Annotated in this window: 20 protein-coding genes; 10 read left to right on the forward strand and 10 right to left on the reverse strand. The window is 38.0% G+C overall.

Annotated elements, in window-relative coordinates; genetic code table 11:
• Positions 1 to 25: 25 nt before the first annotated feature.
• From glpK to LG377_RS10940, 3 genes are all read right to left on the reverse strand, one after another.
• The gene (glpK, locus tag LG377_RS10930; protein WP_225744757.1) at positions 26 to 1546 is read right to left on the reverse strand and encodes a glycerol kinase GlpK; all 1521 of its coding nucleotides are present in this window, start codon (positions 1544 to 1546) and stop codon (positions 26 to 28) included.
• A 225-nt stretch (positions 1547 to 1771) separates the two neighbouring features.
• Positions 1772 to 2752: a phosphate acetyltransferase gene (gene pta / locus LG377_RS10935; protein WP_225744758.1), complete on the reverse strand. Its 981-nt coding sequence runs from the start codon at positions 2750 to 2752 to the stop codon at positions 1772 to 1774.
• Positions 2753 to 2826: 74 nt separating this feature from the next.
• The gene (locus LG377_RS10940; protein ID WP_225744759.1) at positions 2827 to 3516 is read right to left on the reverse strand and encodes a uracil-DNA glycosylase; all 690 of its coding nucleotides are present in this window, start codon (positions 3514 to 3516) and stop codon (positions 2827 to 2829) included.
• 155 nt (positions 3517 to 3671) lie between these two features.
• On the opposite strand from LG377_RS10940, the gene LG377_RS10945 reads away from it, so the two are divergent.
• The 5 genes from LG377_RS10945 (at position 3672) to LG377_RS10965 (ending at position 7025) form a co-directional block, all read left to right on the forward strand.
• Positions 3672 to 4556, forward strand: a complete 885-nt coding sequence (locus LG377_RS10945) for a Cof-type HAD-IIB family hydrolase (RefSeq protein WP_225744760.1) — start codon at positions 3672 to 3674, stop codon at positions 4554 to 4556.
• Positions 4557 to 4779: 223 nt separating this feature from the next.
• Positions 4780 to 5604, forward strand: coding sequence for a bifunctional hydroxymethylpyrimidine kinase/phosphomethylpyrimidine kinase (gene thiD / locus LG377_RS10950; RefSeq protein WP_225744761.1), 825 nt, complete (start codon positions 4780 to 4782; stop codon positions 5602 to 5604).
• Positions 5605 to 5735: 131 nt separating this feature from the next.
• The gene (locus tag LG377_RS10955) at positions 5736 to 5903 is read left to right on the forward strand and encodes a YvrJ family protein (protein WP_225744762.1); all 168 of its coding nucleotides are present in this window, start codon (positions 5736 to 5738) and stop codon (positions 5901 to 5903) included.
• 162 nt (positions 5904 to 6065) lie between these two features.
• Entirely contained in the window at positions 6066 to 6617 is a 552-nt protein-coding gene (locus LG377_RS10960) for an LURP-one-related/scramblase family protein (RefSeq protein ID WP_225744763.1), read from the forward strand.
• Between the two features lie 78 nt (positions 6618 to 6695).
• The gene (locus LG377_RS10965) at positions 6696 to 7025 is read left to right on the forward strand and encodes an iron-sulfur cluster biosynthesis family protein (protein ID WP_225744764.1); all 330 of its coding nucleotides are present in this window, start codon (positions 6696 to 6698) and stop codon (positions 7023 to 7025) included.
• A gap of 95 nt (positions 7026 to 7120) precedes the next feature.
• Here LG377_RS10965 and LG377_RS10970 read toward each other — a convergent pair whose 3' ends face one another.
• The gene (locus LG377_RS10970) at positions 7121 to 7888 is read right to left on the reverse strand and encodes a MurR/RpiR family transcriptional regulator (protein ID WP_225744765.1); all 768 of its coding nucleotides are present in this window, start codon (positions 7886 to 7888) and stop codon (positions 7121 to 7123) included.
• A 174-nt stretch (positions 7889 to 8062) separates the two neighbouring features.
• Here LG377_RS10970 and LG377_RS10975 point away from each other — a divergent pair, with 174 nt between their 5' ends.
• Both LG377_RS10975 and LG377_RS10980 read left to right on the forward strand, forming a co-directional pair.
• Positions 8063 to 8632 carry a chromate transporter gene (locus LG377_RS10975; RefSeq protein WP_225744766.1) on the forward strand — a complete coding sequence of 190 codons (570 nt, stop codon included), beginning with the start codon at positions 8063 to 8065 and terminating at the stop codon, positions 8630 to 8632.
• Between the two features lie 4 nt (positions 8633 to 8636).
• Complete coding sequence (locus LG377_RS10980; protein WP_225744767.1) at positions 8637 to 9194, forward strand: chromate transporter; 558 nt, start codon at positions 8637 to 8639, stop codon at positions 9192 to 9194.
• A gap of 134 nt (positions 9195 to 9328) precedes the next feature.
• Here the strand turns inward: LG377_RS10980 and uvrC are convergent, their stop codons facing one another.
• The 3 genes from uvrC to LG377_RS10995 form a co-directional block, all read right to left on the reverse strand.
• Positions 9329 to 11113 (reverse strand): excinuclease ABC subunit UvrC, encoded by a 1785-nt coding sequence (gene uvrC / locus LG377_RS10985; protein ID WP_225744768.1) that lies wholly within the window; start codon positions 11111 to 11113, stop codon positions 9329 to 9331.
• Between the two features lie 29 nt (positions 11114 to 11142).
• Positions 11143 to 11394: a hypothetical protein gene (locus LG377_RS10990; protein WP_225744769.1), complete on the reverse strand. Its 252-nt coding sequence runs from the start codon at positions 11392 to 11394 to the stop codon at positions 11143 to 11145.
• Positions 11395 to 11619: 225 nt separating this feature from the next.
• Positions 11620 to 12765: a 3D domain-containing protein gene (locus LG377_RS10995; protein ID WP_225744770.1), complete on the reverse strand. Its 1146-nt coding sequence runs from the start codon at positions 12763 to 12765 to the stop codon at positions 11620 to 11622.
• A gap of 319 nt (positions 12766 to 13084) precedes the next feature.
• On the opposite strand from LG377_RS10995, the gene ppx reads away from it, so the two are divergent.
• The 3 genes from ppx (at position 13085) to LG377_RS11010 (ending at position 17785) form a co-directional block, all read left to right on the forward strand.
• Positions 13085 to 14644, forward strand: coding sequence for an exopolyphosphatase (gene ppx, locus LG377_RS11000; protein ID WP_225744771.1), 1560 nt, complete (start codon positions 13085 to 13087; stop codon positions 14642 to 14644).
• A 33-nt stretch (positions 14645 to 14677) separates the two neighbouring features.
• On the forward strand, positions 14678 to 16738 hold the full coding sequence (ppk1, locus tag LG377_RS11005; RefSeq protein ID WP_225744772.1) for a polyphosphate kinase 1: 2061 nt from the start codon (positions 14678 to 14680) through the stop codon (positions 16736 to 16738).
• Positions 16739 to 16816: 78 nt separating this feature from the next.
• Positions 16817 to 17785, forward strand: coding sequence for a LacI family DNA-binding transcriptional regulator (locus LG377_RS11010; protein WP_225744773.1), 969 nt, complete (start codon positions 16817 to 16819; stop codon positions 17783 to 17785).
• Between the two features lie 68 nt (positions 17786 to 17853).
• Here the strand turns inward: LG377_RS11010 and LG377_RS11015 are convergent, their stop codons facing one another.
• The 3 genes from LG377_RS11015 to LG377_RS11025 are packed head-to-tail and all read right to left on the reverse strand — an operon-like array spanning position 17854 to position 20443.
• The gene (locus tag LG377_RS11015; protein WP_225744774.1) at positions 17854 to 18762 is read right to left on the reverse strand and encodes a metal ABC transporter permease; all 909 of its coding nucleotides are present in this window, start codon (positions 18760 to 18762) and stop codon (positions 17854 to 17856) included.
• On the reverse strand, positions 18759 to 19688 hold the full coding sequence (locus LG377_RS11020; RefSeq protein WP_225744775.1) for a metal ABC transporter permease: 930 nt from the start codon (positions 19686 to 19688) through the stop codon (positions 18759 to 18761). Before LG377_RS11020 ends, LG377_RS11015 begins: the two co-directional genes overlap by 4 nt.
• Positions 19688 to 20443 carry a metal ABC transporter ATP-binding protein gene (locus tag LG377_RS11025; RefSeq protein WP_225744776.1) on the reverse strand — a complete coding sequence of 252 codons (756 nt, stop codon included), beginning with the start codon at positions 20441 to 20443 and terminating at the stop codon, positions 19688 to 19690. Before LG377_RS11025 ends, LG377_RS11020 begins: the two co-directional genes overlap by 1 nt.
• Between the last annotated feature and the right edge of the window lie 26 nt (positions 20444 to 20469).

Consider the following 20469-nt stretch of genomic DNA (forward strand, 5'->3'; position numbering starts at 1 on the left):
TGCACTCAGCCCTTCCTTATATAAGTTAATCTTCTTGGTTAATTTTTTTCGGTTTGAATTTAAATGATTGGGCAGCCGCTACAGCAGCTTGCCAACCTGCATATAAATCCTCTCTTTTTTCTTCATCCATTTTCGGTTCAAATGAACTCGCTTTTTCCCATTTTGCTTTGATCTCTTCTTGATCTTTAAAGAATCCAGTTGCAAGACCTGCAAGGTAAGCGGCTCCTAAAGCGGTGGTTTCCATAACTTTAGAACGTTCGATATGAACATCTGAAATGTCTGACTGGAACTGCATCAAGAAATCGTTCATACTTGCTCCACCATCCACACGCATGGTTTCTGTTTTCAGACCTGCATCTTCATTCATTGCATCCACAACATCTCTGGTTTGATACGCAAGTGACTCAAGAGTTGCCCGTACAAAGTGGCTCTTCGTTGTTCCTCTAGTCAATCCAAATACAGATCCTCTAACCTCTTGATCCCAATAAGGAGCGCCTAAACCTGTAAAGGCAGGTACAACATAGACACCGTCAGTCGTATCAACTTTTTTAGCAATTTCTTCTGATTCAGGTGACTCTCTAAACATATCCATACCGTCACGCAACCATTGAAGCGCAGAACCGGCAACAAATATTGAGCCTTCCAGAGCATAGTAAACTTCGCCGTTTAGTCCATAAGCTAATGTCGTTAAAAGTCCGTTGCTAGATTGGATCGGTTCTTTACCCGTGTTCATGATAATGAAAGCCCCGGTACCATAAGTGTTTTTGACCATTCCCTTTTCAAAGGCAGTCTGGCCGAATAATGCTGCTTGTTGGTCCCCCGCGATACCAGCAACTGGGACTTTCGTACCGTGGAAAACTGCTTCCATTGTCTCACCAAAGATCCCTGATGAAGGCAAAACTTCTGGTAACATAGATTCTGGAATATTTAGTAACTCAAGGATGTCTTTATCCCATTCCAAATCATATATATTATACAACATTGTACGACTTGCATTCGAGTAATCCGTCGCGTGAACTTCTCCACCTGTCAATTTCCATAACAACCAAGTATCGATTGTCCCAAATAAAAGCTCACCATTTTCAGCACGTTCTCTTGATCCTTCTACTTTATCGAGTATCCATTTAACTTTAGTTGCAGAGAAGTAAGAATCAATGATTAGACCGGTCTTCTTATGAATACTTTCTTTATGTCCATCATTTATCAGTTGATCGGCGATTCCAGAAGTTTGCTTGGATTGCCATACAACAGCATGATAAATAGGTCTTCCAGTTTCTTTATCCCACACAACGGCTGTTTCGCGTTGATTTGTAATTCCGATACTGTCCAGATTTTTCGGTTCAAGACCCGATTCAATCATGACATTTGCGATCACTTGTAAGGTTTTTAACCAGATCTCATTTGCATCATGTTCTACCCAACCCGGTTCCGGAAAATACTGTTCAATTTCTTTTTGAGAACTCCATCTTGGGTCTCCTTTTTCGTCAAAGATAATTGCTCGCGTACTTGTTGTTCCCTGATCAATTGATAAAATATATTTAGACATATTTGCATTCTCCTCTGCATTTCATTGTAAAGGCTTACTATCACCATGAATATTATAACATTCATGATTTAAAGATTCTAACAAGAGCACTTATTAATGATAAGTGAAATGATTTACTTAAACTTCGGTCACATCTATCAAACTATACAAAAAAACCTTCTCCTTTTACTATAAAATAGTAAAGGAAGAAGATTTCATACGCTTATTTCATTATAATTTTTTCAATTACCCCATAATAGATTGGTTGGCGGTAATGATGGCTGTCTTATAGACATCTTCTTCAACACATCCACGAGATAAATCGGAAACCGGTTTGTTCAAACCTTGTAAGATTGGTCCAACGGCTTCAAATCCACCTAAACGTTGTGCCATTTTGTAACCAATATTTCCTGATTGTAATTCTGGGAAGACAAATACAGTCGCTTCTCCAGCAACATTTGAACCAGGCGCTTTTTGTTGCGCTACTGCTGGTACGAATGCAGAATCAAATTGTAATTCACCGTCAATTTCAAACTCAGGTGCCATTTCTTGTGCAAGTTTCGTTGCTCTTTGAACTTTTTCTACTTCTGGTGCATTAGCTGAACCTTTAGAAGAGAAGCTTAACATTGCAACTTTCGGTTCGATGTCGAACATTTTAGCTGTACGAGCACTTTCAACTGCGATTTCAGCAAGTACTTTCTCATCTGGATTCGGATTGATTGCACAATCTGCAAACAAGTATTTTTCTTGTTCTCTACCACGTAACATGATGAACGCACCAGAAGTACGGCTCACACCAGGACGTGTTTTAATAATTTGAAGTGCTGGACGAACAGTGTCTCCTGTTGAATGGATTGCTCCACTAACAAGACCATCTGCTAGATCCATATAGACAAGCATTGTTCCAAAGTAGTTTACATTTCTCAACTGCTCGACTGCTTGTTCTTCTGTTGCTTTACCTTTACGACGTTCAACGAACGTAGCAACCATTTCATCGTATTTTTCATAATTGTGAGGGTCGATGATTTCGATAGTACCTAAATCGAATCCGTGATCTTTAGCTGATTTTGCTACTTCTTCCTTGTTTCCTAACAAGACCGGGTTCAAAATCTTTTCTGACTGTAAACGAACAGCTGCTCCTAAGATACGTTCGTCATTCGCTTCTGGAAAGACGATTTTCAATTCTTTTCCTTGAATCTTCTCTTTCAAACTTTCAAATAATTCCACTACTAATTCCCTCCAAAGTTTGTTTTTACGCTCTTTATCATAACACTTATTCTCTTTTTTTTACAGAAAATGTCTTATTCCATTGTAGGGTTCTCTGGAAGTTTCCAGTCTATTGGTGCTTGTCCGCTCTCAATCAGAAGTTCGTTGGTTTTTGAAAAAGGCTTCGACCCAAAGAATCCTCTGTATGCAGCTAATGGGCTTGGGTGTACAGCTGTTAACACATGGTGCTTACTTTCATCAATCAGCGTTCTTTTTTTCTGCGCCGGCGATCCCCATAAGATAAAGACGATCGGCTCTTCTCTTTCATTCAAAGATTTGATCACTTCGTCTGTCAACATTTCCCATCCTTTATTTTTGTGAGAATGTGCTTCTTTTGCTCGAACGGTTAAAACGGTATTCAAAAGTAGGACCCCTTGCTTGGCCCAACTTTCAAGATAGCCATGTGTCACAGGCTCAATACCTAAATCGCTCTGTAACTCTTTATAAATGTTTCTCAAGGATGGTGGTAACTTAACTTGAGGCTGAACAGAAAAGGCTAATCCATGTGCTTGATGCGCACCGTGATATGGGTCTTGCCCAAGAATAACTGCTTTAACTTTATGATAAGGCGTCCATTCAAAGGCTTGCCAGATTGCTTCTTTTTTGGGATAAATTGTTTCTGTATTGTACTCTTCAACTAGAAATTCTGTAAGTTGCTGATAGGATTCAGTTTTTTCTACTTTTTCTAAAATAGGTTTCCAGTCATTCTTTACCGGTATAGGCAATAGAGCCACTCCTTTTTACTAGAATATCATAAATTCTCTATTTTTATTGTAACAAACCTTACAGGATCTTTTCTAAGTAAACACTGTAAATCTATTTATTTTTTACACCAATCTGTTAGACTTAGAGAGGAATCTACTATTGGAGGAAAACTATTATGATTAAATTAATCGCTTCAGATATGGACGGGACTTTATTAAACGACCATATCGATGTTTCACTGTCAAATGCTCAAGCTATCAAACGAGCGCAATCACAAGGCATCCACTTCATTATCGCTACTGGACGTGACTATCCAATGGCAGCACGTCCTTTGGAAACACACAATATTGAATGCCCAATTATTGCCTTAAATGGAGCTCAGCTTTTCGATGTAGAAGGAAATAATCTATACAATAAGGGTCTTGAGAAAAGTACTGTTAGAAAAATTAGAAGTATTTTGTCCCAATATCCTGACCTTCATGAAGAATTGATGACCAATGAGGGCATTTATTCTAATAATCAAGAAAAAAGACTGGATACAATTGCTTCTATGCTTGCTGATTTGAATCCGGATATTTCTTATGAAGAAGCCATGCAAAACGCGATTAGTCACGCTGAAGAAAATAATGTAAAATTTGTGGAAAGTTTTGACACAGTTCTAGAAGATGACAGCATTGTTATTTTAAAACTATCTGCTCATACAGAAGAAGGCGCACCTATACTTGATCCTTTAAAAGAACAATTAATGAATGAAGTTCCAAAATTAGCCATCACGGCTTCTAGCAAAAAGAATATTGAAATTAACCACGAGTCTGCTCAAAAAGGAACCGCCGTTGCGCAATATGCTAAAAAACTAGGTATTAAAGCTGACGAGGTCATGACGATTGGAGATAATATCAACGACTTGTCTATGTTGGAATGGGCTAAATATGGTACTGCCGTTGCAAACGCGGTATCGGAAGCCAAAGAATCTGCTACCTATTCAACATCCAGCAACTCTCAAAATGGGGTCGCCGAAGCAATATCAAGAGTTTTGAGTGGAAAAATCTACAAAGAATAATGTAACAGGCTTACCGAACAGCTCCTTTGTTCTGTAAGCTTTTTTCTAAATTTTATTCAAAAACTCTGTTTGGTGCTGACCCCCAAAAGTTAGAATGTTACTCTAACTTTTGGGGGTCGGTACATTTTCGATTGTGCGCTTAGTGGTTTCTTTTTTTGTGATATATGATAAAATGAAAAGAATAAAGAGTTTTAATCTTATCTGTTCACTGGAGGAAATCAAATTGACTCAACCTAAGATTACATTAACGATCGCAGGTAACGATGCTAGCGGTGGTGCTGGTATTGGTGCTGACTTAAAAACTTTCGCAGAATACGGAACCTATGGTATTGCTGCCTTAACTGTTATCGCTACAATGGATCCTGAAAATAACTGGAGCCATGGCGTAACACCTATCGATGCTGAAATTGTCAGAACTCAACTCGTGACTGCAACAGCTGGACCGAAAATAGATGCTTTAAAAACAGGTATGCTTCCAAATGTCCCTGTTATCAAGGTCATTGCCGAAACAATTGAAGAAAAGAAACTTGAAAATTTAGTCGTTGATCCAGTTATGGTCTGCAAAGGAGAAACGGAAGTTCTCAATCCGGAAAACGCAGAAGCCTTAAGAGATTTGCTCGTACCCCTTGCGACGATCGTCACACCTAATTTGTTTGAAGCCGGTCAGCTATCTGGCTTAGGCACGCTTAAAACAGTAGATGATATGAAGAAAGCCGCTGAACTGATTCATCAAAAAGGTGCTCAATATGTTGTCGTCAAAGGTGGAAAAGCACTAGATGGCGATAAAGCAATCGACATCTTCTACGATGGATCTGACTTCTCAATATTAGAAGCGGATAAAATAGAGAAAGCGACAAATCACGGTGCGGGTTGTACATTTGCTGCAGCTATCACTTCAGGTCTTGCGCAAGGTCTCGAGCCTAAAGAAGCCGTTCTCAAAGCTAAAGACTTTGTAACTGCTGCAATCAAAAATGGATTCGAATACAATCAATTTGTTGGTTCTGTTTTCCATAGTGGATACAGACTCGATCAGCAAAAAGGAATTTAATAGTATTAGAACTTGCAGTGACTCTTTCTTAGGAAGGCGTCGCTGCTTTTTTATTTAAACAACAACAGAAGGTAACAGATCTTCCTTTCAAAACGTTATTATAGGTAAGGGATAGCAGAAAGGACGAACCAATGGAACCAAGAGCAGATATCTTCATTACAATCATAGAAATGATAGAAAATGTTGGATTTCCAATTTTCATCTCATTATTTCTACTGCATCGTATGGAAGCGAAACTGAATGCGGTCGTGCAAGCTGTTAATCAGCTAGCAGCTGTGCTCACTCAAAAGAACCTGTAAACTCATAAAAACCACAATCTTATGATTGTGGTTTTTTTGTAAAGAAAGACTGACCTTTGAAAACATTCCTTATTTTTAGCCTATTCGATTTTTATGATATCGGTGGTATAATGTGAGTAATCACTAGTAGTAAAAGCCAAACGAACACAGAGGTGAAAGAAAATGATTCGTCTATTCATTAATCATGCTTACATGTCTATGCAGAATCGCATGATCGTCAAATCTGCATCTGGACAAAACACCTATTTGATTGTAGGAAAATGGGGTCGTGCAAAAGACGCACTCTCACTTTATTCTATGAGTGGTGACCGGTTAGTAGAGGCAAAGCAGACTTTGCTATCTCTATTTCCAAAATTCGATTTTTATATAGAGGATCAGAAAAAAGTTACTGTTAAAAAAATTCCAGGCATTCAAGGGCTAAAAAAACCTTATTATGTCGTTAGCCAGCTGAACTGGATTATTACTGGTGATTTCGTTGAGCAAAAATATGTTGTCAGAAGTGCCTCTGGAGTCATCATGCGTCTTGAAAAGAACTATTCCTTTCAAGGAGACTTTTATGCACTAACGATTGAAAAAGAAGAATACGCTCCTCTCTGTTGCGTACTCGCTGTCATTATTGATCACTATTCTGCTAAAAGAGATACGCCTTGGAAACAATACAAAAAAGAAAAATATAGTCTAGGTTTTATGCATCCCTTTACCTTTTTAAAATAAGCAAAAGATATTAGATTTTTGCTTGATCATTTTATTTATGAGAAGATAATAGTAAGAAATCCTTAGGAGGCTAAATTAATGGAACTAGTTATTACACCATCTGCGCAGAAAAAACTGACAAATATATTAGAGAACCATTCAGGTAAATTGTCTCTTCACTATCATGAAGATTTTCAAGGTTCATATGCTTGTAGTATTCGAGGAGTATTTCAGCTTAAAATAACTGAAAATATCTCAGAAACTGTTGAATCATTGGATACTCACTTAGGACCTATTTATGTAGAGCCAGAAAACAAACAATTCCTAGATGAGGATCCCTCTATTGACTTTAGAGAAGACATGAATACTTTCCAACTTAAAGGTCGTTCTGGATTGCTATTAGATAATTTACGCGTTGTGACGGATTAAAAATAGAAATATTAAAAAATATACCAAGAGAGGAAGGCTATACTTTCTCTCTTGGTATATTTTGCTTTATCACTGTACTCTTTTGAAATACTCGCCTATTCTTTACTACTATCATCAGTTTCAGCTAATTCAGCTAATAAAATTTCGATAAATACAAAAAATATCGCTTGATCATCTAAAAAACGACTAGTCGCTCTTGATACCAACGGTAACGTAATAATTGTATCAAAGTACTTATTCAGAGGACTGTTCGGCGTCATTGTAATCAAAATACTTTCTATACCGTTCGCCTCTATTTGTTTAACAACTTCTTCATAATAAGACATTCCTTTGATTGAAAAGACAATAACCAAATCTTCTTTGGTTAGCGAACTTACAATATCATTCATTAAAATAGTGTCTGATACAAACTCACTATCCATTCCAATTTTTGCCATACGCATGCGCAACTGATGCGCAGCAAGTCCTGTTCTGTTGTTCCCTAAGATTTTTATCTTACTAGAATTTGTCATAGTTCGGCAGACTTTTTCAATCGTACTATCCGTAATATTTTGAGCAATTTGTCTGATATTTTCGCTATAAACGGTCGTAATTGATTGAGCAATCGTCTCTTCTTTGTTTTCCTTTGCCTTATGAGAAATCAAATATTTCGATAATGAAAATCTAAACTCCGAGTATCCTCTATATCCTACTTTTTGACATAATCGTATAAAAGCAGACTTAGAAGAACCTGCTGCTTTCGCAATTTCTTCAGCCGAATATTGCACAATACGAATAGGATCGTTCAAAATAAACAGTGCTATTCGCTTTTCTGATTTAGTAAACATTTCTAAATTTGATTTAATTACAGCTATCGGATCCACTGAAACACCTCTTTTTTATATTATAATCCAATTGTTATTAAAATTGAAAGAGTTATTTAGGACTAAATTCCATTCCGTGTTGAACTTAAGTCCAGATTAGTGTATAACTAATGTAAGTGATAACTGTCCATTCACATAAGAAACTTTAACATTCAGAGAATTTTAGGAGGCATTATGAAAAAATCAAACATTTATTGGAAATTATTTACATCCACTTTATATCTAAGCTCTTTTACATTCGGCGGTGGATATGTCATTGTACCATTAATGGAAAAGAAATTTGTTCAAGAACTCAACTGGATTGACGAAGATGAAATGCTAGATTTGATTTCTATTAGTCAGTCCTCCCCCGGCTCTCTTGCCGTCAATGCATCTATATTGATTGGCTACCGAATGGCTGGATTTCTAGGTGCGTTGACAACGGTTCTTGGAACGATACTTGCTCCCCTCACCATTATTACACTATTATCTTTTGTTTATAATATCGTTAGAGATAATCCTCTTGTCGCAAACTTGCTACTTGGCATGCAAGCGGGTGTCGCTGCGATCATTGTGCATGTAGTTTATAGTATGGCGATGAGAATCATCAGAAAAAAAGAAGTGATTCCTGTCATCGTTATGATTATTGCTTTAATTGCCGGAATCATTTTTGATGTTAATATCCTCTATCTTTTATCGTTCAGTGCGATCATAGGCGGACTCACAACTTATTACCAAATTCAATCAGAAAAGAAAGGAGCCTAATTAGATGCTTTATATTGAATTGTTTATTAGCTTCTTTCAGATTGGCCTTTTTAGTTTCGGTGGCGGTTATGCCGCTTTACCTTTGATTGAACAGCAGATCATTGACAACAGAGGTTGGATGACCACTCAAGAGTTTATAGACGTATTAACTATCTCTGAAATGACTCCCGGCTCTATTGCCATTAATGCAGCTACCTTCGTAGGAAACCAAGTTGGCGGTATATTTGGAGGAATCATCGCTACACTCGGGGTTACGGTACCCTCTATTATTATCGTACTGACTTTAGCGTACATCTACTTCAAATACCGTAACATAAAGATGGTGCAAGGTGTCATCATGGGGTTACGCCCAGCCGTTGTTGCCCTGATCGCTTCAGCCGGTCTTACTATTTTACTGACGGCATTCTTTGGAGAAACAAGTGGGATCGATTTTGCAAATCTCAACTGGATCTCTGTAGCCTTATTCTCATTAGGATTATTTTTAATAACAAAGTACAAGCTGAGTCCCATCCAAGTCATGCTAACTACTGGCGTTTTGGGTGTGATTATTTATAGCTTTTAACTTTTAAATTTATTTTCATAATTAAAACAAAAGCGGTACACAGAAGGTAAATACTCTGTGTACCGCTTTTTTAGTACTAATTTATTTTTAGTCTTCTAGCAGCTTTTGATTACTATTTTGTAAATTTCAAAAAATCATCCCTGGTAATTTGCTAGGGTTTCTTTAATTCGTTCTGCAACGGTTTCTGAAATACCCAGCTTGGTAATCTCTGCAAGCTCTGCTTCTTTCAGCCTTTTCATCGATTTGAAATGTCTCAATATTTTGGTTCGAGTTTTCGGACCAACACCTTCTACATCATCTAGTCTCGATGTGAAGCTGTTTTTACTACGAACATTCCGGTGGAAAGTAATGGCAAATCTATGCACTTCTTCTTGGATTCTCTGAACGAGATGGAAAGCCTGGCTCCGAGGATTCAACACAACGGTTTCCAAAACTTCTCCAAATATCAAGCTGGCTGTACGGTGTTTGTTATCTTTGACCATCCCAGCTACAGGAATATCCAACCCAAGTTCGTTTACTAGTACATCTACAGCAGCATTCACTTGAACTTTACCACCATCCATAAGAATCAAATCAGGCAAAGGTTTCCCTTCCTTCAATAGGCGGCTATATCTTCTTCTAATAACTTCCTGTGTGGTTGCAGCCTCATTACTACCTACAACCGTTTTGATTTTATATTTACGGTAGTTATTTTTGTCTGGTTTACCATCTTTAAATGAGACCATCGCCGATACGGGATTCGATCCTTGAATATTGGAATGGTCAAAAGACTCAATTCTTTCAATATAAGGTAGTCCCATCGCTTCAGATAATTCTTGAATGGCTCCGGTTGTTTTAGCCTGATTCATCTCAATCAGTCTGAATTTTTCCTTTAATGCCATCTCGCTATTTTTCCCTGTAAGATCTAATAATTCTTTTTTTCGTCCTTGTTTCGGGTTCACCACTTTGGCTTCAATGGCTTGAGATAACATATCAGTATCTACCGCCTCAGGAACGTATATCTCACTTGGCATAATATTATTTCCATTATTGTAGTATTGTAAGATAAAGCTCATCAGTTCTTCTTCAGGTGGGCCATAACAAGGAAACATTGTGGCATCTCTTTTGATCAGTGTCGCTTGTCTGACAAAAAATACTTGGATAGAGATCCAGCCTTTATCCATGTAATAGTTGAAAAAGTCACGTGGCATAAAGTTATTTGAAATAATTGACTGTTTTTCTACAGTCTTTTCGATATACGCAATTTGATCTCTAAATTCTGCAGCACGCTCGTAGTTCATCTCTTCAGCCGCTTCATCCATTTTTTGCTTCAAATCTCTTTTAATGTCATGCACGTTTCCATTTAAGAATGAACGAATCTTGCGAATTTGCTGATCGTATTCTTCTTTAGGAACCTCGTGATCACAAGGTCCAATACATTGGCCAATATGATAATACAGACAAGCTCTTTTCTGATGTCCGTTACATTTTCTCAGAGGATAGATTTTCATAATCAGCTGCTGCGTCTCAGAAGCAGCATAAACATCCGGATACGGCCCAAAGTAATGGCCGCCATCTTTTAGAACGTCTGAAGTGATAATCAGTTTAGGATCCTTCTCATTTGTGATTTTAAGATAAGGATAGCTCGTGCCTCTTTTTAACCGAATGTTGTACTTAGGCTGATGTTTCTGAATCAGTGTAACTTCCAGAAGTAGTGCTTCTTTATCTGATCCAGTAATGATCGTTTCGAAATCTTCGATATCCTGAACAAGACGTTCTGTTTTCCCTTCATGAGTGCCTCTGAAGTAGGAACGAACGCGATTCTTTAAGTTTTTTGCTTTCCCGATATAAATAATATGATCGTTCTTATCTTTCATAATATAACAACCAGGCAGGTCTGGAAGCAGACTCAATTTATTGTCAATCAGTTCCTTAGACAAAGAAACACCTCCTTTTACAAAAACACTGACTATTTCTCGTCAAACAAATACAGTTCGTGGAAATGATTGTAGTCAGATTTTCCAACTTCAACGCCTTTATAGCTAAATACTTCTCCAAATTTGTGTTCGCCTTCTTTAATTTGACGGTCTATTTCGTCTCCAATTGCTAAATATAATTTTTCTTGGGCGTCATCTGATAGTACGCCATGCTTTTTCTCCCAAGCGGCTAAAAATAATTCTTCATCTTTTCCTTTGTAAAACTCGATTTCGTTGGATGGCATATTGTTTCCTCTTTTCAGGTTGAGTTTCATCTAATTTTTGAAGTCAATACTGTTATTTTAGCAGAAATGGGAACGTTTGTCAGGTATATGAAACAGGATCAGATGCGTCTCTATTTCTTCTTTCACGAGTTTGTCAATTCATCCCAAGCACTATATTTTCAAAATTTGACCATTAAAAAAGCAGCTACTTTTGAGAGCAGCTGCTTTTCTGATTATAAGAATAGATTAGTTCAAAATTTTAACTGTGATATTTTTTCTTCCCCATGCGAATGCTTCTGAAACAGTTGAGAAGTGAATATCGATTTTATTTCCTTTAATCGCGCCACCTGTATCTCCAGCAATATAAATCCCTTTTCCAGGAATTTCTACTGTTGAACCTAATGGAATAACGGATGGATCTACTGCAATGACTCTTGGATTCACTCTCAAGTCAATTCCAGTAGCTGTATGTGTACTCAAGTTAGCTTGTTGTGTAGAATATCCAGTTGCACTCACTTGAACAGTACGTCCATTTGAGCTTGTACTTTCAGCTGGTTTTTCTGTTTTCGCTTCTTCTTTTACTTCTGGTTTAACTTCAGCAGCTTCTACAGTTTCTTCTTTTGTCGTTTCTGGTTTGCTTGAAGAAGTAGAAACAATGGCTTCTTCCTGGGCTTCTGCTTCTTTCGCTGCAAGTTCTTCAGCTGCTTTCATCGCTTCTTCTCGCGCAGCTTGACGCGCTTCTTCGATTTTGGCCAGTTCATCAGCTTCTTTGTTTTCTAACTGAGTTAATTGCGACTGATTGTCTTTAACCAGTGTTTCTAGAGCAGATAACTTTTCATCATATGAGGATTTTTGTTCTGATACTAAAGTTAAGTTCTCATTCAATGCTTCTTTTTCTGTGACCAGTTGTACTTGCATCTCTGCTAACGTATCAGCTTCTATTTGCGCTTCTTCGATTTGTTGGTTACCAGCATCTGTTAACTGCATAACGACTAATGTACGATTAAACAAATCTGCAAGGCTTTCTGCTTCTAATATTGCTTTAACAACGTTGTTGGTAGCTTCGCTTTTTTGAAGAGATTGTAATCTTGCGCCTGCTTGTTCTAATCTTGCTTCTACAAGCTTCTCTTGTTCGCCGATTTCGACTTCTTTGTTTTGAATGGTTACTTCTTTTTCAGAAATTTCCTCATTCAGTTTTTCAATTTCTTCACTTAATGTACTGGTTTCTTCTAATGCTTTAGCGATATCTCTTTGTATGGTACTGATATCACTTTTTTTCTGTTCTTGCTGCTGACGGATGTCATCTAATGAGTCAGCTGATACAACTTGAGTCGTCAATAATTGCGTTAACCCTAATGCTAATACAGCAAACCCTGTTATCCATTTTTTCATGGCGTGTAAGAACAACCTTTCTTTGTTAAAATTTTTGATGAATCATAAATTCCATATAATTGCACTTTGCTTTGCAATTATACATAGAATACCCTTCGCGAACATTTCGATTATCTTACAATTTATTACAAACCTTTCTTATTTCTGATTCAGAACAAGTGATCTCACATAAATTCTGTAACCTAGGAGTAGATAGTAACGCTTTCTGCCGCTAATGTAATGTTTTTGTAATATATCGTGTATTTTTCGACAAATACCTCTTTTTTTCTGTATGATAAAAGAAGAACTAAGATTATAGAGTATAAAGGAGACCGCTTACATGACAAATCAAAGAATCGGATTAATTGATGTCGGATCGAATACAATCAGATTAGTCATATTTGAAATCGATCAGAATCAAACAATCACTGAATTACAAAATATCAAAACACCTGCTAGGCTTGTTCAATATCTGGAAAAAGACGGTACGATGAGTAAAAAAGGAATCTCTGTACTGGTTACAGCTCTTGAAAGTTTCACTGAGATTGCCGAAAGATATCATATTGAAACCATGATTCCAGTAGCTACTGCAGCGATTAGACAATCAACGAATGCTAAATCCATTTTGAAGACTGTAAAAGAGAAAACTGGCCTTAAGTTACGCATCTTAAAAGAAGAAGAAGAAGCTTTTTACGGAAATTATGCTGTTAGACATACGATGGATCTTAAAAACGGTGTAACCATAGATATTGGTGGGGGTAGTACGGAGCTCACTTTATTTAAAGACAAACAAGTCGTTGATTCTCATAGTTTTCCGTTTGGTGTTGTTAGCTTGAAAAAACAGTTTTTTGATGGTAAAGATCATAACGATAAAAAAGCCATTGGTAAAGCACGAAAATGGGTCAATGAACAGTTCACCTCTTTGAAGTGGTTACCCGATGTCAAAGTGCCTCTAATTGGAATTGGAGGATCTGCGCGAAATCTCGCAGACATCCATCAGCGTCAACATGATTATCCTATCGCGGGCATTCACGGTTATATGATGACAGGAGACGAATTAGAAGAAACATTTGATCTAATTGTAGATACCTCTTTTCAACAATTATCCAAACTAGATGGATTAAGCGAAGATCGCAAAGATATTATCATACCTGCTGGTCTAGTCTTTCTCGAATTATTTGACTTCATGGATTCAACAGATTTTGCGATCAGTAGTCGCGGTTTACGAGAAGGTTTGATAATCGATTATATTAATCGTACAGACAATCAGCCTTACGAGCTATATGATATCAAGCGTCAAACTGTTGAGCGCATGAGTAAACGCTATAATATTCGCACAATTGGGGCCTACCAGCGTATTTTACTTGCAGACCGCCTGTTGAATTTGCTAAAAGATAAAGAAATCATTGATATAGATGAAGAACATCTCATCCTTGTTCATTACGCAGCTTCTCTTTATAACTTAGGAAGCTATATCGAAGACGATTCCAAGTCTCAACATACGTTTTACATTATCTCTAATAGTAACCTTCACGGATTCAATCACTATGATCGCGTTCGTTTGGCTTTGTTAGCAAGTTACAAAAACCGATCTTTGTTCAATCAGTATATCCATACTGTAAACGATTGGTTCAGTGACGACGAAGCAAATCTACTGCTTAGCCTTGGAAGTGTGATTAAATTTGCAGAAGCTCTGAACGATTCTCATGTCAATATGGTCAAAGATATTCAGTTATCTAAAAATAAAGACAAAGATTCAGAAGATAAATATGAATTGATCGTAACCTATAACGGCGAAGTCATCGCAGAAAAGTATCGTGCCAATAAGCATAAGAATCATTTTGAACGGGTTTTAGGCGACACCGTTCATATTACGTTCAAAAGTGAAACAGGTAATTAATCATTATTAATCAAGTTATTCGGAGGGAATTCCATGCAGCACTCGTCCATTGATTTACACAATCCGTCTTACTATCAAAATAGAGAATTATCCTGGTTAGACTTTAATGCTCGTGTTCTTGCAGAAGCAACTGATCCTACTAACCCCTTACTAGAAAAGCTTAAATTTATTTCTATTAGTAGTTCTAATTTAGATGAATTCTTTAAAGTACGCGTAGCTGGTCTTCAAGACCAGTTAAAGTTAGGCTTTCTTGAACCAGACTCCAAAAAACAATGGGGTCCTGAAAAACAATTAGAAGAAATTGCGAAGAAAAATCGAAGGTTTGTTTCTGATCAATATCTGTCCTTTGATCAGTTGAAGGTTGAATTAGAAGAAAAAAAGGTTGACTTTAAGTTACCTGCTGAGTTAACTCCTGATCAACTAGAAGAAGCCGCAGAAATTTTTCGAAACCATATCAAGCCGGCTATTACACCTTTTGGAGTGGATGCTTATCGTCCATTCCCCCACTTGAATGACGGGGTTATCCATCTTTTTGTGCGGCTAAAAACACAAGAAGGTCCTTTTATCGCTATTTTACCGGTCCCACCTCTGATTGAACGATATCACGTTCTAGAATGCGAAGATCGTCGTGTCGTACTCTTCACTGAGGATATTCTGTTTCACTTTCTTGATGAATTATTTATAGGGTACGACCTCGATTATTCTTTCACTTTTCGAATTACTCGTAATGCTGATCTGGAAATACAGGAAAGTGGTGCTGAAGATTTACTTTCTGTTATTGAAGATTATCTTGAGAAAAGAAAAGCGGGTATGGTCGTAAGATTAGAAATTGACGCTCGTTCGATTTCAGCTACATTTAAAGAAGACGTTGCTTATTTGATGGATGAATTAGATATATTGGAACGCGATGTTTATAACGTTGAAGGTCCACTGGATCTAACCGTGTTAACTTCTATCGCTTCAAATTTACAGAATGTATTACCTGATGCCGTTTTTCCACGCTTCACACCTGATTACCCGAATATCTTAAAAAATAATAATATTGTTAAGACAGCTGAAAAACAAGACTTCTTTCTGCATCACCCGTTCGATTCTTTTAAACCGGTTATTGACCTGGTTCGAAACGCTGTTGAAGATCCTAATACTATTGCCATCAAGCAGACTTTATACCGTGTCAGTAGTGCTTCTCCCTTCATTGAAGCACTGAAAAGAGCTGCTAAGAGAGACATTCAAGTAACGGTTCTCGTCGAACTAAAAGCACGGTTTGATGAGGCCAATAATGTACATTGGGCCAAAGAACTGGAAGAAGCCGGTGCTCATATCATTTATGGAATGAAAAATCTCAAAACACATAGTAAAGCTATACTTATCGTCAAAAAAGATCATAATGGCTTCAAGCGATATGCACATCTAGGGACTGGGAATTATAATGAACAGACAGCTAAATTCTATACAGATATGGGTATCATTACGACTAATCCAATATTAACTCAGGATGTAGCAGATTTCTTTAACTATCTGAGCGGTTACTCCAATCAAGTCGATTATCAATATCTACACGTGTCTCCTTTTGAAATGCGAGACACCTTTATCGATAGAATTGATAACGAAATTGCTTTACACAAACAATATGGTAATGGTCATATCGTCGCCAAAATGAACTCACTGACCGATAAAAAGATGATCATGAAACTCTTTGAAGCAAGTCAAGCTGGCGTAAAAGTAGACCTAATTATCAGAGGAATTTGTTGCCTGATTCCTGGCATCAAGGGTGTGAGTGAGCATATTCGTGTCCACAGTATTGTCGGACGTTTCCTTGAACACAGTCGCGTTTACTTTTTTAACAATAATGGCAACCATAAACTTTATCTTTCTTCTGCCGATATGATGACACGTAATATGACCAAACGAATCGAACTCGCTTTTCCGATTCTCGATGAAAAATGGAAACAACATGTGATCAACATCATGAAACTGTACTTGTATGACAATACAAAAGCTTGGGTTCTTGGTCCAGACGCTACTTACGTTAAAAGAACCCCTGAAGGTAGAAAAGCCATCAGTTCTCAAAATCAACTCATGCATTATTTTTAGGATCAAATTAAGCCTCTTGATTATATACTGCCTTTAGTAAATATCTGCTATACTGGTAGTGCTGAAGGAGGAATCAGATTGACGACTATTCAAGATATTGCAAAGCTTGCAGGCGTTTCTTCTGCAACGGTTTCTCGAGTGATGAACTCAAGTGGTTACGTAGGAAAAGAAACTAGAATCAAAGTGGAAAGGGCTGTAAAAGACCTTAGATATACGCCGAATCGAAATGCTCAGTATTTGAGAAAAGGTGCTACTAAGAACCTTGGAATTATCAGTACGCAATTCAATGATACCGCCATTGCTCGTATCAATCCGTTTATGGAACTTGCCCACGAGTCTGGGTATACTTCTACCTTGTTTATTACTAAAAGCGACCGCAAACGTGAACTGGAAGCTTTTGATATGCTAAAGTCTAAACAGCTGGACGGTATCTTTCTGGTTTATCGTGCAAACGAATGGGATGTATTAGAAGAATACGCGCATTACGGTCCAATCGTTACCTTGCATAATATAGACTCTGCAACAATTCCATCTGTCTTTATCGATCATTATGATGGATATATGAAAACTTTGGAGTACCTCTGGAATGAGGGGTACCGAAACATTTTAAATTTATACAGTACGGCATATGGTCTCAATACGAAACGTAGAATTCAGGCGTATCAAGATTTTTGTCGTACACACGACATAACGCCCCACCCTTTTGAACCGTATTTGGATATTTTAAGAACGGAACAGGCTGAGGAGATTGTATCCTGGTACCACACGTCCTTTGACAAACCGGATGCGATCGTTGCCCATTCCGATACGATTGCAGCTGTTATGGTGTCCAGACTGAAGTCTCTCGGTTATCGTATCCCCGAAGATGTTGCGATCGTCGGATTTGACAATCTGGAAATCAGTGATTTTATGAACATTACGACGATTGATTATGCCATTGATGAACAAGGCAAAAACGCCTGCAGATTACTACTCAATGGTCTAAAAAAAGAATCTGTGGATCTTTATCCGCTGGACTTCAAATTGATTAAACGTGAAACCACTTAAAATGACAGACAAAAAAGGATGTTTCAAATTAGACAACTAATTTGAAACATCCTTTTTGTGCATCGTGATCATCCAATGTTTTTAATTTTATCATCGAAAATCTTTTGTTCTCGTTTTCTTGTGATGGTACTTGTGATTAAACCTTTTTTAGGTGAAAAGATAAAAGCGATTAGACAAGTGATTCCTGTTACAACAGCAATCATTCCAGCGATTGAACTATCCAGTGCAAAAGCCAGTCTCACGCCTATCACACTATTGATCACCGCGAATACTACTGCGAGTCCAATCATTTTCTTTAATTCATGTGTCAGCAAGTAAGCTGTCAGTCCAGGACCTACCATAAAACCAACCACAAGAATGGATCCTACTGAGTCATATGCACCAACAGCTGTCAACGAAACTAATGTCATCAGACCATAATAGATCAGCGCTGGTGAAAAGCCGAGCGCAGCTGCAAAAGCAGCGTCAAAGGTGGTCACTTTCAGCTCTTTATAGAACAAAGCAATGAACCCAGTGTTGATCAATAAAATGACGAGCATGGTGACGAATGCTCTCGCTCCGATGTCGATTCCGAACACGGTCAGTCTTCTAAAGGGGGCGAAAGCAAGTTCACCCATTAACACAGTATCCTGATCCAAATGAATATCTCCTGTAAAGCGTGTGATCAAAATAATCGCGATACTAAAGAATAATGGAAAAACAACACCAATTGCTGCATCGTCTCCAAGTAACTTAGTTCTCTGCAAAGCTTCTATTGCCCATACAGTAAATACACCCGTTAATGTTGCACCAATGAGTAGTAAAGGTGAATTCAAATCTCTAGTAATGAAAAAAGCGATAACGATTCCTAAAAGAACTGTATGAGTAATGGCATCCGATACCATTGTTGTCCCTCTTAAAACCAGAAAAACACCTGGTAGTGCGCAGGCAATAGATACGACGACTGCGATCAGTGTGATTTCAGTTATAATACTCATTTACCCTGACCTTCTTTCATTGCTTGTAGCTTTTGTTCAATCATTCTTTTCTGCTTACGATAAGAGGAACGTTTTGCGATAATGCCTCTTTTAGGAGAGAAAAATAAACTGCTTAACACGAATACACTCAGCACGACCACAATCGAAGGCCCCGTAGGAATCCGATTACCGATTGAACTGATGAGTGTTCCTGAAATTCCAGATACGAATCCAACGATCCCTGCTAGGATAACGACGATATTCAATCTATCTGACCACTGTCTAGCTGCTACTGCTGGACCGATTAGCAAGGCACTCACTAGAATGACGCCAACTGATTCTAACCCTAAAATAATCGTTAAAACAACCATTGTAGACAGAAGCATTTCAACGAATCGTTCTGAATAGCCCATTGTCTTACCAAAGTCGCTGTCAAAGGTGAATAATTTGAATTCCTTCCAGAATAGACCGATTAGAAGTAAGATGATGATTCCTACAATTGCTATTAGACGAACATCGCGAATCAGCATAGCGCTAGCTTGTCCGAAAATAAAGTTGTCCAGCCCAGCTTGCTGCGCGTTTGGACTTCCTTGGATATAGGTCATGATGACAAGCCCTAATCCGAAAAAGCTCGATAGAACCAAGGACAGAGCACTGTCAAATTTAATAGTAGTCTTTTTGCTCATCAGATGAATCAGACCTGTAGCCAGTAATCCTGATACTGCGGCTCCTAGTAGTAACACGATCAGTTCCTTGCTTTGAATCAGTAGAAACCCAATACCGATACCCGGTAGAGCAGAGTGACTCAAAGCGTCTCCTAGGAGACTTTCTTTTTTCAATGTTACAAATGTTCCGATCACTCCGCTCAACAGTCCAAGAAACCCTGTTCCGAGTGCCACGATTTGAAATGTGTAGTCACTGAATAAGGCAATGATCTGGTCCCACATCACACTTCATCCCCTTCTCCAAGGTTCCGATCCTGACGATACGTTTCTTCAATCGTCTCTTTTGAGAAGACTTGGTCAATCGGTCCACTGCTCAGCACTTCTTGGTTAATGAACACAACATCGTCAAAATATTCTTCCACAGTCTGTAGATCATGATGTACAACGATGACTGTTTTATTTTGTTTAGACAGTTCACGTAAAAGATCCATGATAATGCGTTCAGTTTTGATATCGACTCCTGCAAGTGGCTCATCTAGAATGTAGATGTCCGCTTCCTGAGCAAGTGCACGCGCTAAAAAGACTCTTTGGCGCTGACCACCTGAAAGCTGACTGATCTGTCTATTCGCAAATGTTGGCATACCCACTTTATTCAGCATGTCCTTAGCAATCGCTTTATCTTTTTTACCAGGACGTCTGAACCATCCGAGTTTACCGTATCTTCCCATCAATACAACATCTAAAACAGTGGCTGGAAAATCCCAGTCTACGGAACTGTTCTGCGGAACATAGGCAATATGATTTTTCACTTCTTTATAGGCATATGCTTGCTCTTCTATAGCATAAGCAACTTCTCCTGTGACCGGCTTGATAAAGTCGAGCATCGTTTTGATCAAGGTCGATTTACCGGCACCGTTTGGACCTACGATAGCCGTTAATTTCCCCGTTCTGAACCCAACCGATGTATTCCAAAGTACTGGTTTCGCATCATAAGCAACGGTCAATTGACTAATTTCGATAGCGTTCTGCTGTTTCATTTCTATGTCCTTCTTTCATCATCTTT

The organism is Marinilactibacillus sp. Marseille-P9653 (genome assembly GCF_916618885.1).
Taxonomy (GTDB): Bacteria; Bacillota; Bacilli; order Lactobacillales; family Carnobacteriaceae_A; genus Marinilactibacillus.

Coding starts and splice junctions, on each gene's coding strand:
- glpK (WP_225744757.1), bottom strand. CDS start 1,546: ATGTCTAAATATATTTTATCAATTGATCAGGGAACAACAAGTACGCGA.
- LG377_RS10945 (WP_225744760.1), top strand. CDS start 3,672: ATGATTAAATTAATCGCTTCAGATATGGACGGGACTTTATTAAACGAC.
- LG377_RS10975 (WP_225744766.1), top strand. CDS start 8,063: ATGAAAAAATCAAACATTTATTGGAAATTATTTACATCCACTTTATAT.
- LG377_RS10965 (WP_225744764.1), top strand. CDS start 6,696: ATGGAACTAGTTATTACACCATCTGCGCAGAAAAAACTGACAAATATA.
- ppx (WP_225744771.1), top strand. CDS start 13,085: ATGACAAATCAAAGAATCGGATTAATTGATGTCGGATCGAATACAATC.
- LG377_RS10995 (WP_225744770.1), bottom strand. CDS start 12,765: ATGAAAAAATGGATAACAGGGTTTGCTGTATTAGCATTAGGGTTAACG.
- ppk1 (WP_225744772.1), top strand. CDS start 14,678: ATGCAGCACTCGTCCATTGATTTACACAATCCGTCTTACTATCAAAAT.
- LG377_RS11025 (WP_225744776.1), bottom strand. CDS start 20,443: ATGAAACAGCAGAACGCTATCGAAATTAGTCAATTGACCGTTGCTTAT.
- LG377_RS10990 (WP_225744769.1), bottom strand. CDS start 11,394: ATGCCATCCAACGAAATCGAGTTTTACAAAGGAAAAGATGAAGAATTA.
- LG377_RS10960 (WP_225744763.1), top strand. CDS start 6,066: ATGATTCGTCTATTCATTAATCATGCTTACATGTCTATGCAGAATCGC.
- LG377_RS11020 (WP_225744775.1), bottom strand. CDS start 19,688: ATGTGGGACCAGATCATTGCCTTATTCAGTGACTACACATTTCAAATC.
- LG377_RS10980 (WP_225744767.1), top strand. CDS start 8,637: ATGCTTTATATTGAATTGTTTATTAGCTTCTTTCAGATTGGCCTTTTT.
- LG377_RS10955 (WP_225744762.1), top strand. CDS start 5,736: ATGGAACCAAGAGCAGATATCTTCATTACAATCATAGAAATGATAGAA.
- LG377_RS11015 (WP_225744774.1), bottom strand. CDS start 18,762: ATGAGTATTATAACTGAAATCACACTGATCGCAGTCGTCGTATCTATT.